A 13295-nucleotide genomic window follows, 5' to 3' on the forward strand; every position below is an offset into this window, starting at 1 on the left:
GCGGCTCAGCTTTTGGATTTCGGCTTTGCCAGCAGGGCGAACAGGCAGCCGAACACGATCGCCGCCGCGATGCCGCCCGCCGCGCCGGTCACGCCGCCGGTGAACACGCCCAGCAGGCCGCTTTCCGCGACCGCCTTCGCCACGCCCTTGGCCAGCGAATAGCCGAAGCCGAGCAGCGGCACGGTCGCGCCCGCGCCCGCGTAATCCACGAGCGGTTGATACACCCCGATCGCCTGCAGGAACACGCCGATCACCACCAAGCTAACCAGAATGCGCGCGGGCGTCAGCTTTGTTTTGTCAATGAACACCTGGCAGACCGCGCAGATCGCGCCGCCCACCCAAAAGGCATTGACATATTCCATCCAGTTCATGCGCCGCTCCTTTCGATCACGACCGCGTGGCAGATGCCCGCGATGGGCTGTCCCTGCTGCACCGAGGTCGGGCTCATCATTGCGCCCGTGCCGGCGAACACCAGGCGCCGGAGCCGGCCGCCCTCCATATCCCGCAGCAGCGGGCCGCACAGCACCGCGGCCGAGCAGCCGCAGCCCGAACCGCCCGCATGTGCGTCCTGTTCATCCCCGAACAGCAGGCTGCCGCAGTCCGAGTACACGGGCGACAGGTCGATCTTATCCTCCCGCAGCAGGGTGAGCAGGATATCCGCCCCCACATGGCCGAGGTCACCGGTCACGATGCAGTCGAAATCGGCCGGCTGCGCACCAAGGTCGGACAAAAGCGTAGAAAGCGTGTCGTAAGCGGCGGGTGCCATCGCCGCCCCCATGTTATTCGCGTCCTTAACGCCCATCTCCACCATCCTGCCGAACAGCGCATGCGTGACACGGATGCCGGAGGAGCCGCCCCGCGGGTCCGCGGCGGACAGCACGGCCGCGCCGGCCGCTGTGGCCGTCCATTGGGCGGTCGGCGTGCGCTGGCCGCCGTAGGCAAGCGGGAACCGGTACTGCCGCTCGGCCGAGCAGAAATGCGAGGACGCGGCAGCGAGCAGGCGCCGCGCCGCGCCCCCCTCCACCAGACACCCGCCGAGCGCCAGCCCCTGCGCCATAGTCGAACAGGCACCGTATTGCCCGAGATACGGCACGTCCGACCCCACCGAGGCCAAAAACGAGCCGATGCACTGGTTGAGCAGGTCGCCCGCGAGGATCACATCCAAATCGCTCTTCTGCAGACCCGCCTTTTTTACCGCGAGGTCGATCGCGGTCTTTTGCAGTTCGCTTTCCGCCAGCTCCCACGATTTCTGACCCATGCGGTCGTCCTCGGTCACGAAGTCGAACTGCGCGCCCAACGGGCCGTCGCCCTCCTTTTTCCCGACCGCCGCCGCATGCGACAGCAGAAACGGCCGCTCCGCAAACTGTAGCGTGCGCTTCCCTATCCTCCGGATCATCCCGCGCCGCCTCCCCCCATCAGCAGCAGCGCCAGCCCATAGAGCACGCTGGCCGAAATACCGTATACCAGCACAGGGCCGGCGATCACAAACAGCTTCGCCCCCACGCCCAGCACCAGCCCCTCGCTTTTGAATTCCATCGCCGGCGACACGATCGCGTTGGCAAAGCCTGTGATCGGTACGATCGTTCCCGCGCCCGCGTGTTTGGCCAGCTTTTCATACAGGTGCAGGCAGGTCAGCAGCGCGCCGAGGAACACCATGGTGATGGCCGTCGCCGCCGCCGCGTCCGCTGTCTCCAGGCCGCGCGACTGCCAGAAATTGCTCACGCCCTCGCCGACCGTGCAGATCGCCCCGCCGAACAGGAACGCCTTCAGACAGTCCTTCCAAAGCGGCGAATTCGGGCTTTTCTGTTCCAACATCTGCTGGTATTTCTGCTTATCCAGTTTCATGCGCATCTCTCCTCTTCGGGAGGCTACTCCCATGTTTCTGCTATTTTGCGCGGTTTTTTTGCCGTTTATCCATCTGACCTTATAAAATAATCAAAGTTTGGCTATTTAAAACAGGTCAAATATGCCGTATCCTATCTGAGGAAAGAAAAGGGGGAAACCGTTATGGAAAACAACAAACGAAAGATCACGCTGTACGATATCGTGGCCGTGGGGCTGCTCGCGGCCTTTGTATTCATTGCCACATTCTTTTTCAAAATCAAGATCCCGACGCCCGGCGGCTCAACCATGGTCAAGCTGGGCAACGGCATCTGTCTGCTGGCAGGCACGCTGCTGGGCGGCTGGCGCGGCGGCCTGGCCGCCGGCATCGGCTGCGCGCTGTTCGACCTGACCGATCCGGAATACGCGCCCACCGCCTATGTCACATTCCTCCGGTACTTTATCATGGCCGGCCTGTGCGGGCTGATCTCGCACTGGGGCGGGGCAAACGGACGCCGGACGATCCGCAACCTTGTCGCGGCCATCGCGGGTGCGCTGACCTATTCGACCCTGTATATCGGGGGCAAGATCATGGGCATGATGCTCGCTGGCTCGGCTTTTGTCCCTGCGGTGGCCGGCTGCGCGGCCAGCATCGCCTCCAGCCTAATCAACGCCGTGGTCGGTGTGATCGTCGCGATGCTGCTCACGCCCGCGCTGCAAAAAGCGCTCCAGTCCACCTCGTTCGCGCGCCATCTGGCGCACAGCTCGCAAAAGAATTAAAAAAGCCGCCCGCCGGAAAGAATTCCGGCGGGCGGCCGCGCTTTTCCATCAGGGCCGCTCGTCACGGGAGCCTGTGTGCGCTTCGCCCCGCTCGCGCACGACCAGCAGCAGCGCCGAGCTGACAAACATGCCCGCGACCGCAAACGTAATGCTCATCATCCCCGCATGGATCCCCCAGGCGGATGCGACCAGGCCCGTGATATACGGCATCAGGATCGCCCCGACACCTGCCGCAGGCAACATCACGCCCACGCCCGCGCTCGACAGCGATTTACCCGCGCTCGCAACCGCGGTCGGGTTGACGCCCGCGATCGAGACGCCGAACACAAACAGCAGCACCAGCGCGGAGACCGCCGTTTCCGCCTGTAGCAGAAGCAGGTACGCGCCGATGCAGCAGGCGGTCATCAGGGTCAGCGCACGGAAGCCGTTGCGGATATGCAGCACCAACGCGATCACCAGCCGCGCGGCCAGCATTGCGCCCCAGATGACCGTGACCGTGAGCTGCCCGGCCGTGCCGGACAGGATGCCTGTATCCTTGAAATAAGTAACCATCCAGCCGGTGACCGCGATCTCGGTGCAGTTTTGGAAAAACAGCACCGCGGTCAGCAGCCAGAAGCGGCGGGAATGGAAAAAGTCCCACTGTCCCCCGCCGTCCGCCGTCCGGCTCGCCCGACGCGGCAGTCGGCCCGCGTAATAACTCAGCCACAGCAGGCAGCCGCACAGGCCTAGCCCGATCATCGGCGCGCGCCAGTGCAGCAAGCCGAGCGCCGCGATCAGCAGCGGGCATACCAGCGAGCCGAGCGCAAAGCGCGAATGCGCCAGGTTCATTCCCTGGGTGCGGTCCTCCGCTGATATCGCAACCAGCACGCTGTCCGTATTCAGCACGCAGCCCTTTGCCGCGCCGACCAGCCCGAACGCCAGCACCAGCAGCCAGGGGTTCCCTGTCAGCGCCATGGCGAAATAACCGGCCGCACCGCCGGTCGACAGCAGCAGCGTCGTGTTGCGCATGCCGCGCCGCACGGTCAGCATACCCGTTGTAAAGCCAGACAGCAGATTTCCCACGCTCAACGCCGCGAGCAGCACGCCGCCCCATTCGTACCCCAGCGCATAGCGGTCCTGCAGCAGGCTCATCACCACGCCGCTGCTCGACCCAAGCAGGCCGCCGAGCAGCATTGTCCGGTAAGCGCATCGCATCAAGCGGCGCCGCATCAATGCTTGCATCCTGTTCTCCCCCATTTCCCATTGTCGCCCTTTCAGTTTACACCCGAAACCGCTCCCGCGCAAGAGCGAACAAGCCAAAGGCGCCGCTTTTTCAGCGGCGCCTTTTCGCTCTCCGTCAACCGAGGCGTTCCTTTCGTTCTCGGCCGTCGCGCAGGAGCAAAGTCAGGGTTTCCCTATCTTGCGCGCGGATGGCGCGGCGGTATTCGTCCAGATGGCCGATGATCTCGTCGATCTCGCGCGCAAGCGGCTCGGCGTTGCACAGAAACAGCTCGCTCCACATGATTTCGTTCAGCTTGGCCACGCGCGTCAGGTCCTTATAGCTGCCCGCGGAATAGCCATTATGCTTATCCGCCTCCGGACTTTTGATGTAGGCCGAGGACACGACATGCGCCAGCTGCGAGGTGAAGGCGATCATCCGGTCATGCTGTTCGGCCGTGCAGCGCACGGTCTGCCCAAAGCCGAGCGCCGTAAAATACGCTTCGAGCTGCTCCAGCACCCGCTCGGTGCTGCTCCTGGTGGGGACGAAAATCATGCTCGCCCCGTCGAACAGGGTCGGAAGCGCAAAATCCAGGCCGGAGAACTCTCGCCCCGCCATCGGATGCCCGCCGACAAAATGCACGCCCGCGTCGAGCGCAGCCTGCTCCAGCCGCTCGACCATGAACTGCTTGACGCCGACCATATCGACCACCACGCAGCCCTTTTTCATTTTCGGCATGTTTTCCAGCAGCCAGTCCACCGTCGCCTGCGGATACAGGCCGATGATGACCAGGTCGGCCTCCTTATACAGTGCCTCGGTTGCGACCGCGTCGATCGTGCCGTCCGCGCGCGCCTGCTCGGCGGTGGCGCGGGTGCGGTTCCAGCCCAGCACACGGCTGAGCGTGCGCGCCTTGATGGTTTTCGCCATCGAGCCGCCCATCAGGCCGAGGCCGGCAATAAGTACGGTGTCAAACATGATACAATCCCCTTGGTCTTGATGTTTTACTTAGTTAAATTGTAGCGTGGCGAACGAGGTTTGTCAATGAAAAAGGCGGTCCACATCTCTATGCGGGCCGCCAGCTGTTATAATCCCAGGATCTGTTTTTTCTTTGCGTCAAATTCCTCTTGTGTGATCACACCGCTGTCAAGCAATTCCTTATACCGTTTCAGTTCTTCCGCACCGGCTGTTGCGTTGGACTGCGGGGCAGCCTCCTGCCGCGCTGCGGATGCTGCCCGCTTGTCCTGCCGTTCCAGCAGAAGCCGGTTGATCTCAGTATGTATCTCAGCGGCGTTTTTGATCCAAACGAATCTGATAAAACCGGAAGCCGTGGCGACCGCAATCCCCCGCCAAAGCCTGGTGGTTTTGACTGCGGAAATCATATCAAACGGCAGATCGACGCGTTGGCCGAACACAGCCGTGCCGAAAACACGCTTATCGCTCACCGTTATGCTGATCCGCGAGCAGTACCAATAGAACAGCCCTGCGAGAATCAGGAATGGGAGCAGCGTAAAGCACGCATAATACGGGAATGCGCTGGTCAGAAAATAGGACAGGTCTAATCCATCTCTCCTGTTCGAAATATCGATCGCCAAGGGCAGACCGAGCCAAATAAAAAGAACGACGCCAATACCAACGATGATCAGGCTGATCAGCTTGATATTGTACTGTACGGATTTGATAATGATTTTTTCTTCCATGTAATCCCCTCCCTATTTTGTCCGGCATGGATTAATAATCTATGCTTATTGCTATTATATTACATGCAAATTGCATAGTCAATATGCTTTATTGGCAATTTGCAATGCTTTTCATTGCAAAGCGTAACTCGTGAATATCGTCCCGCCTCGATAAAATGTAGCATGGAAAGGGGCTGTAAGGATGGATGACTTATCCTTTGAGATCGGTAAAAATATACGAAAATACCGGAAATTGAAAGGGCTGACGCTGGAGAAGCTGGCAGAGGTACTGGAGACGGAAACCAATTATCTTGGACAGTGCGAGCGCGGCGAGCGTCGGTTCAGCCTAGATAAGCTGGTTGACCTGATTGAGTATTTCGGCATCACCGCCAATGATATCATACCGGCTTCAGGCAAGGGGAACGGCAGGAGCCGGGAAAAAAGCGTCTACCTGCGGGAAATCAACGAGCTTCTCGGCCCCTGCACGGACAACCAGCTGGCGGTCATTCTGAACATGCTGAAGGAAAGCGTCCCTTTTTTAAAGGAATAGGCGGGAAGTAACAAAAAAGCAGGCTGGCATATGCCAGCCTGCTTTTTTTATGCTTCCTTCTGCGGCCTTGGGTTGACCCGGCAGAGCTGCTTCCAGATTGGTGTAATCCGGCAGAGGACGAACACAATCAGCGCGCCTGCGAGGTTCAGGATCAGATCGTCCACATCGCACGAGCCGGCGCCGGTATACACCTGCGCCACCTCGACTGCCGTGATGCCGAGCGTCAGCGTGGCGGTAAAGAAGAAAATGCTCCTCTGCCAGCGGAACAGCGCGGGCAGGAACACGCCCATGGGCGCAAACGCCGCCAGGTTGCCCAGCAGGTTGAGTACCACCAGCCGCAGCGAGATATTGCCATAGCCGTAGGCAATCAGATAATTTTTAATCGTGCGCAGCGGTTCCAGGTTGACCGCGCCGAGGTCTGCGCCCGCGTGGAAGCCGCGGCCGAACGCATTATCAAAAAACAGCACGTTCGCCAGCACCCACAGATAGTACCAGAACAAAAGCAGCATATAGTCGTGCCGCCGTTTGGCGCACGCGCCGGCCGGCACGCCGTAAAACAGCGCCGTGCCGAGCAGCAGCGCGAACGCCGCCGCGACCGCGAGCTTTTGCTCCGGCCCCACGATATAGCCGGGCGCCAGCTCATAATACAGGTTGAAGCAGAGCAGCACGGCGGTCAGGACCGCCGCCAGCCTGCGGACAAGGGTTTTCAAAGGGAGTTGCTCCTTTGTGAGGGGATTCCCGCGCCAGCGGCGCGGCTTTTATACCGGGGCTTTTCCAGCGCCCCATGCCCGTTTACAGGCGCTCCGCCTCGGAAAGCCACAACGCCGCGCATGCATCCGAGGGCATGCGCCAGTCGCCGCGCGGGGAGAGTGTGACCGTGCCGACCTTGGGGCCGTCTGGCAGGCAGGAGCGCTTGAACTGCTGGGTGAAAAAGCGTCGGACAAAGGTCACGAGCCATTTTTTCACCGTTGCATCGTCGTACACACCCGCAAAGGTCTTGCGTGCAATGCGGTAAATTTTGCGCGGCGGGTAACCGAAGCGCAGCATATAATACAGGAAAAAGTCGTGCAGCTCATACGGGCCGACCAAATCCTCGGTTTTCTGGCTGATCTCCCCATCCTTGGGCGGGAGCAGCTCGGGCGATACCGGCGTGTCCAGCACATCCTGCAGCACGTCGGACAGCTCGCCGAGCGCACAGTCGGCCTCATAGGCGACCAGATATCGCACCAGCGTTTTGGGGATGGAGGCGTTGACGCCGTACATCGACATATGATCGCCGTTATAGGTCGCCCAGCCGAGCGCCAGCTCGGACAGGTCGCCCGTGCCGACCACCATGCCGCCCAGCTTGTTGGCCAGGTTCATCAGCACCAGCGTGCGCATACGCGCCTGCGCATTCTCAAACGTGACCGAAAGGTCGTCCATGCTCTGACCGATATCGCGAAAATGCTGATCCACCGCGGCCTTGATATCCACGGTCTGCAGCGTCACGCCATAGGCGTCGGCCAGCTTTTCCGCATTGCCGCGCGTGCGGGCGGTCGTGCCGAAACAGGGCATGGTCACCGCCAGGATGCCCTTGCGGTCCAGCCCGAGCAGGTCGAACGCATGCACCAGCACGATCAGCGCGAGCGTGGAATCCAGCCCGCCGGACAGACCCACAACCGCAGCCCTGGCATGCGTGTGGCGCAGACGGGTGGCAAGGCCGGTCGCCTGCAGCGTGAGGATCTCCTCGCAGCGCTCGTTGCGCAGCGCCTTATTGGCGGGAACGAACGGCGTGCGCGGGAACCGGCGGTCCGCGAGGTCGTTTTCGCCGGGCGTTACCTCCATCGTGGCCGCAAAGCCGCCGCCCGATACCGTGAACGTGTTCATGCGGCGGCGCTCATGCACGAGCCGCTGCACGTCGATATCCGCGTAGATCACGCCGCTCTCGAACGGGCGGCTCTCGGCCAGCAACACGCCGTTTTCCGCGATCAGGTCGTGGCCGGAGAACACCAGGTCCTGCGTAGATTCCCCGAAGCCCGCGTCCGCATAGGCGTAGGCGCACAGCAGCCGCGCGGACTGCTGCCGTACCAGGTCGCGGCGGTAGGCGGTCTTACCGATGATCTCATCCGACGCGGACAGGTTGACGATCACGGTCGCGCCCGCCTGCGCCAGCCGCGTGGAGGGCGGTTCGGGTACCCACAGGTCCTCGCAGATCTCCACGCCAAACGCGAAATCCGGCATCGCCGCGCTGGAGAACACCTGCACACCACCGAACATAGTGGTCTGGCCCAGCAGCTCGACCGGCTCCATATCCAGCCCCGCGCCCGACGTAAAGTGGCGCTGCTCGTAAAACTCGGAATAATTCGGGATGCTGTGCTTCGGCACCAGCCCTTCCACCGCTCCGCGGCACAGCACCGCCGCCACGTTATACAGCTTGCACTGATGCATCAGGGGCAGGCCGACCACCACGGCGGCGTTCAGCGCCGCAGTCGCGTCCCGCACGGTGCGGAGCGCTTCCAGCGCCCCATCCAGCAGCGTCTGCTGCAAAAACAAGTCGCCGCAGGTATAGCCGGTCAGGCAAAGCTCCGGAAACACGATCAGGCGCGCGCCCTTATCCGCGGCCTGTTCCGCCAGCCTGACGATTTCGGAAGCGTTATAGGCGCAGTCCGCGACCCGCAACGCGGGCGTCGCGGCGGCAATTTTGACAAATCCATCCTGCATTCCAGTATTCCTCCAGACAGTTCAGATATGGTTAGTATACCCTTTTTCCGGCACGGACGCAAGGTTTTTGCGCCCATGCACGGGACATCCGCTCGGAAAAAGGAGGAAGACCACGGTCTTCCCCCTTTGTGCCGTATTGCGCCGTTATTTTTCCCTGACCGCGCCATCCTTGATAATATCCCAGTTTTTGCGCAAATAGTCAAAGCCTGAGTAGATAGTGACGAGCGTCACGACCCAGCCGACCAGGTATGCGAACATCGGATAGCCGTCCGTTCCACTGATAACCATAACAGTGCTGGTACTGGTGAAACTGCCGTCAGACGACACCATCATTGAGTCGAATGCACCGCTGCCGGCCGCACCAATCAGGATATAATACAGATAAATTAAAATAATACCGCCAATCTGCACACAGGTCTTGACCTTGCCCGTCCATGTCGCGGCGAGCACGCGGCCCTTGTTGGCCGCCACCACGCGCAGCGAAGTGATGATCAGCTCGCGCGCCAGAATGACGCACACCATCCAGCCCGCCATTGCGCCCTGCCCCACGAACAGCACAAGTGCGCTCGTCACCAGCAGTTTATCCGCCAACGGATCGACAAATTTGCCAAAATCGGTCACCTGGTTATACTTGCGGGCGACATAACCGTCCAGAAAGTCCGTGAAGCTCGCCACGCAGAACAGCACCAATGCGATAACCGTATTCGTTGGGAACAACAGACCGCTTGCCTGATAATCCACGGAAAACATCGGCTGCGACGCGAAATACAGAAAAAATGGGATCATTGCAATACGGGTCAGCGTGATCTTGTTTGCTGTGGTCATTTTTATTCCCCCTTTTGCCGGACGCCGAGCAGGTCGGGTCCCAGGCTGTCTGTGATGCGGACGGGGACAAACCCGCCCGCTACGGGCGCGTCCTCCGCCTCAAAGTACACATGGCCGTCCACTTCGACCGAGTCCGCGTAGGTGCGGCCGTACCAGAGCTGCTGCTCCTCGTCAAACCCCTCGCACAGCACCTCCATGACCTCGCCGTGGCGGGAGGTGTTGTAATCGTCCAGCACGCCCGACTGCAGCTCCTCCACGATCAGGCGGCGGTTGGCCTTGACCGCAGCGTCGATCTGGTCGGGTAATTCCGCGGCCTCGGTACCCTCCTCGGGCGAAAACTCGAACACGCCCACGCGCTCGATCTGTACGTCCTGCAAAAACGCACACAGCGCGGCAAATTCGTCCTCGGTCTCGCCCGGCAGGCCGACAATCAGGCTGGTGCGCAGCACAAGGCCCGGGATGCGGTCGCGCAGGCTTTGGAGCAGCGCGGCAAATTCCTCCCCATCGCCTGGGCGGTGCATCGCGCGCAGGATGCGCTTTGATACATGCTGGAGCGGGATGTCCAGGTACTTGACGATCTTGGGCTCGGACGCAATGACCTCCACCAGCTCGTCCGTGATCTGGTCGGGGTACAGGTAGTGCAGACGCACCCAATGGAAATCCATTTCGCACAGGCGGCGCAGCAGCTCGGGCAGCAGGCGCTGATGCCCGGGCAGGTCCATGCCGTATTTGGTGATGTCCTGCGCAATGACGATCAGCTCCTTCACCCCAGCGTCGGCCAGCGCCTGCGCTTCGGCGAGCAGCGCGTCCATCCCGCGCGAGCGGTACGGCCCGCGCAGCTTGGGGATGATGCAGTAGCCGCAGCGGTTGGAGCAGCCCTCCGCGATTTTGAAATAGGCCGTATATGGCGGGGTCAGGCGGTCGCGGCCGCCCTCTAGCGCGGCGCTGGCCATATCCGCCAGGTACGCGGCCTTATGCCCGCCGAGCGCGGCGTTCGCCGCGTCCACGATGCTCTCATAGCTGCCCGTGCCGCAGATTGCGTCGATCTCGGGCAGCTCCGCGCGCATCTCCTCCGCGTAGCGCTGCACCAGGCAGCCGGTCACGACCAGGCCTTTCATTTTGCCGCTCTGCTTGTACTGCGCGGTTTCGAGAATGGTCTCGATCGCCTCGGTCTTGGCGGCTTCAATAAACCCGCAGGTGTTGACCACGCCCACGTCCGCCTCGGCCATATCCTCGGCGACCTCCCAGCCCGCCGCGCGCAGCAGGGCGAGCATATGCTCGCTGTCCACCAGGTTTTTGGCGCAGCCGAGCGAAATCAGTCCTATTTTCGGCATGGAATCCTCCTTTTTTGTCCCACTATTGTCCAATGGTATTATACATCACAAACCCGCCTTTGTCATCTGTTGTATTTCGTCCGCGCGCGCAGAAAAAGAGGGAAGCCGTCCGGCTTCCCTCTTCCCCGCCGCTTTACAGCAGCCGCTCCATTTCCGTAATCAGCTCGTCGAACAGGCGGGTCGCGTCCTCGATGGGCACGGGGCTTGCCATATCCACGCCCGCGCCGCGCAGCAGCGTGATCGGGTCGGCCGAACAGCCGCCGGACAGGAAACCCAGGTAATCGCTGACCGCGCTTTCACCCTCGCGCAGGATGCGGCGCGACAGCGCGATCGCCGCCGCATAGCCGGTGGCGTACTGGTACACATAGTAATCATAATAGAAATGCGGGATACGCGCCCATTCCAGCGCGATCTCCTCGTCCACGACCATATCGGGGCCGAAATACTGCTCGTTGAGCCGCCGGTACAGCGCGCAGAGCGCTTCGGCGGTCGTACCCTCTCCGCGCTGGGTCATCCCGTTCACCGCCAGCTCGAATTCCGCGAACATGGTCTGGCGGTACAGCGTGCCGCGGAACTGTTCGAGGAAATGGTTGATAAGATACGCGCGCTGCTTCCGGTCCTGCGTGACCGACAGCAGGTATTCCATCAGCAGCGCTTCGTTGCAGGTGGAAGCGACCTCGGCTACGAAAATCACATAATCCTGATACGCGGTGGGCTGGGTGCGATTGGACAGGTAGGAATGGATGGCGTGGCCCATTTCGTGTACGAGCGTGAACACATCGTCCAGCGTCCCCTTGAAATTGAGCAGCACATACGGATGAACGCGCGCGCCCGCGGAATACGCGCCCGAACGCTTTCCCTCGTTCTCATATACGTCGATCCAGCCGCCCGCGAAGCCCTGGCGCAGCAGGTCCAGGTATGTCTCGCCCAGGGGGGCGAGCGCCTTGAGCGCGGTTTCCTTGGCTTGCTCAAAGGTGAACTTCATCTCCACGCCCTCGACCACCGGAACATAGAGGTCGTACATATGCAGCTCCTCCAGCCCAAGCAGGCGGCGGCGCAGGCCGACATACCGGTGCATGGGCGCCAGCGAGCGGCGCACCGCGTCGATCAGGTTGTGGTAAATGGCGGTCGGCACCTCGGTCCCGTCGAGCGCCGCGTCCAGCGTGGAGGGATATTTGCGCGCGTTGGCAAAGAACAGCAGCTGCTTCATCTGCGCGGACAGCGTCGCCGCTGCGGTATTGCGGAACTGGCCGTACACCGAATACAGCGAATCGAATGCGGACCGGCGCAGCGCGCGGTCATAGGACTGCATCAGCGGGATAAAGGTGCCGTGCGTGACCGGATGCCTGTTCCCATCCTGATCGGCCGCGTCCGGAAAGCGGAGATCGGCGTCATTGAGCATGGAGTAGATATCGTCCGGACCGGACGCCATCTCGCCCGCAGCCGCGAGCAACGCCTCCTCCTTGTCTGAAAGCACATGGTCGCGGCGGCGGCGCACGCGGTCCATCGCCAGCCGGTAGTTTTCGAGCGCGGGCGTTTCGCGGTAAAAGCGGTCGAGCGTCTGATCGTCAATGGCGAGCAGCTCGGGCGTTTCAAACGCTGCCGCGGCCTGCAACTCCACCGCGAGCCGCGTCGCCTGGCTCACCATCTCCTGATACGCGGCGACGCGGGTATCCTCGTCGCTGCGGCGCTGGGCGTAATGGACAAGCGCGTCGAACGCCAGGCTGATCTCGTCGTCCAGGCGGAAAAATTCCAGCAGCGTCTCCCCGCTTTCGGACAGGCGGCCGCGGTACGCCGCGACGCGCGGAACAAACGCCTTGGCTGCGTTGTAGGCGGCACGCCAATCCGCATCGCTCGCGAACAGATCGCGGACCGCCCACTTGCCACTGTCCGGCACCTCCGCGCGTGCCGGTATCCTGGTCATTTCCATGGAAATCCTTCCTTTCCAGTGTGGTTTACTGTATGTTATTATGATACCGCAACCGGACAGAACATGCAAGAAAAAGCCCCCTGTTTACCAACAGAGGGCGAAAAAACGGTTCATTGCCTGACGGAACAGTGTACGCGGATCATAATGAAATTGATCGGGACGGTCAGCGCCAAAAGGAAAACGCCTGCCACCGCCGCCAGGCCCTCCGTATCGGCAAGGCCGGCCCAGCCGCCAATGGAAACCTGATGCAGGCGATAAAGCGCCTGCAGGCCGATGGCGGCCGCGCACGCCGCCGCGCTGACCGCGAGACGCGGCTTCTATTTCTTCTCGGCTGCAACACCGCGGAACGGCACCGCCAGCGTGATGATTCCCAGCAGAATACTCCCTATGTTAAGCCATCCATAACCCATATCCATGCTCCTCCTTTTATTGTCGGTTATTGAGGAAACCGCGCGCGGCTTCTCTTTAGGGATAAGGATAG

General features: G+C 61.4%; 14 protein-coding genes. 3 read left to right on the plus strand and 11 right to left on the minus strand.

The genetic code is table 11. From position 1 onward, the window contains the following. Positions 1–5: 5 nt before the first annotated feature. The 3 genes from spoVAE to spoVAC are packed head-to-tail and all read right to left on the minus strand — an operon-like array spanning position 6 to position 1845. On the minus strand, positions 6–362 hold the full coding sequence (gene spoVAE, locus RX717_RS15570) for a stage V sporulation protein AE (RefSeq protein WP_107632161.1): 357 nt from the start codon (positions 360–362) through the stop codon (positions 6–8). Between the two features lie 5 nt (positions 363–367). Continuing rightward, complete coding sequence (locus tag RX717_RS15575; RefSeq protein WP_107631366.1) at positions 368–1396, minus strand: stage V sporulation protein AD; 1029 nt, start codon at positions 1394–1396, stop codon at positions 368–370. Beyond that, positions 1393–1845: a stage V sporulation protein AC gene (gene spoVAC, locus RX717_RS15580; RefSeq protein ID WP_082396864.1), complete on the minus strand. Its 453-nt coding sequence runs from the start codon at positions 1843–1845 to the stop codon at positions 1393–1395. The genes RX717_RS15575 and spoVAC overlap by 4 nt, the downstream gene beginning before the upstream one ends. Before the next feature lie 162 nt (positions 1846–2007). Here spoVAC and RX717_RS15585 point away from each other — a divergent pair, with 162 nt between their 5' ends. Then, positions 2008–2601 (plus strand): ECF transporter S component, encoded by a 594-nt coding sequence (locus tag RX717_RS15585; RefSeq protein WP_054326559.1) that lies wholly within the window; start codon positions 2008–2010, stop codon positions 2599–2601. A 48-nt stretch (positions 2602–2649) separates the two neighbouring features. Here RX717_RS15585 and RX717_RS15590 read toward each other — a convergent pair whose 3' ends face one another. The 3 genes from RX717_RS15590 to RX717_RS15600 form a co-directional block, all read right to left on the minus strand. Further along, positions 2650–3822, minus strand: coding sequence for an MFS transporter (locus tag RX717_RS15590; RefSeq protein ID WP_159068134.1), 1173 nt, complete (start codon positions 3820–3822; stop codon positions 2650–2652). A gap of 115 nt (positions 3823–3937) precedes the next feature. After that, positions 3938–4774, minus strand: coding sequence for a prephenate dehydrogenase (locus RX717_RS15595; protein ID WP_107631364.1), 837 nt, complete (start codon positions 4772–4774; stop codon positions 3938–3940). A 107-nt stretch (positions 4775–4881) separates the two neighbouring features. Then, entirely contained in the window at positions 4882–5496 is a 615-nt protein-coding gene (locus tag RX717_RS15600) for an SHOCT domain-containing protein (protein WP_054326563.1), read from the minus strand. A 181-nt stretch (positions 5497–5677) separates the two neighbouring features. On the opposite strand from RX717_RS15600, the gene RX717_RS15605 reads away from it, so the two are divergent. Then, the gene (locus RX717_RS15605; protein WP_054326564.1) at positions 5678–6025 is read left to right on the plus strand and encodes a helix-turn-helix domain-containing protein; all 348 of its coding nucleotides are present in this window, start codon (positions 5678–5680) and stop codon (positions 6023–6025) included. Positions 6026–6072: 47 nt separating this feature from the next. Here RX717_RS15605 and RX717_RS15610 read toward each other — a convergent pair whose 3' ends face one another. From RX717_RS15610 to pepF, 5 genes are all read right to left on the minus strand, one after another. Next, on the minus strand, positions 6073–6735 hold the full coding sequence (locus tag RX717_RS15610) for a VanZ family protein (protein ID WP_107631363.1): 663 nt from the start codon (positions 6733–6735) through the stop codon (positions 6073–6075). An 82-nt stretch (positions 6736–6817) separates the two neighbouring features. Next, positions 6818–8725, minus strand: coding sequence for an NAD(+) synthase (locus RX717_RS15615; protein ID WP_107631362.1), 1908 nt, complete (start codon positions 8723–8725; stop codon positions 6818–6820). A 144-nt stretch (positions 8726–8869) separates the two neighbouring features. Then, positions 8870–9550: a CDP-diacylglycerol--glycerol-3-phosphate 3-phosphatidyltransferase gene (gene pgsA, locus RX717_RS15620; protein ID WP_054326568.1), complete on the minus strand. Its 681-nt coding sequence runs from the start codon at positions 9548–9550 to the stop codon at positions 8870–8872. Between the two features lie 2 nt (positions 9551–9552). Continuing rightward, positions 9553–10884 (minus strand): 30S ribosomal protein S12 methylthiotransferase RimO, encoded by a 1332-nt coding sequence (gene rimO, locus RX717_RS15625; protein WP_316960469.1) that lies wholly within the window; start codon positions 10882–10884, stop codon positions 9553–9555. Between the two features lie 133 nt (positions 10885–11017). Then, a complete protein-coding gene (gene pepF, locus RX717_RS15630) occupies positions 11018–12814 on the minus strand; it encodes an oligoendopeptidase F (protein WP_316960470.1) in 1797 nt (598 codons plus the stop codon). 113 nt (positions 12815–12927) lie between these two features. On the opposite strand from pepF, the gene RX717_RS15635 reads away from it, so the two are divergent. Continuing rightward, the gene (locus RX717_RS15635) at positions 12928–13257 is read left to right on the plus strand and encodes a hypothetical protein (protein ID WP_186949490.1); all 330 of its coding nucleotides are present in this window, start codon (positions 12928–12930) and stop codon (positions 13255–13257) included. The last annotated feature ends 38 nt before the right edge of the window (positions 13258–13295 follow it).

The organism is Intestinibacillus sp. NTUH-41-i26 (assembly GCF_032769475.1).
Classification (GTDB): domain Bacteria; phylum Bacillota; class Clostridia; order Oscillospirales; family Butyricicoccaceae; genus Agathobaculum; species Agathobaculum ammoniilyticum.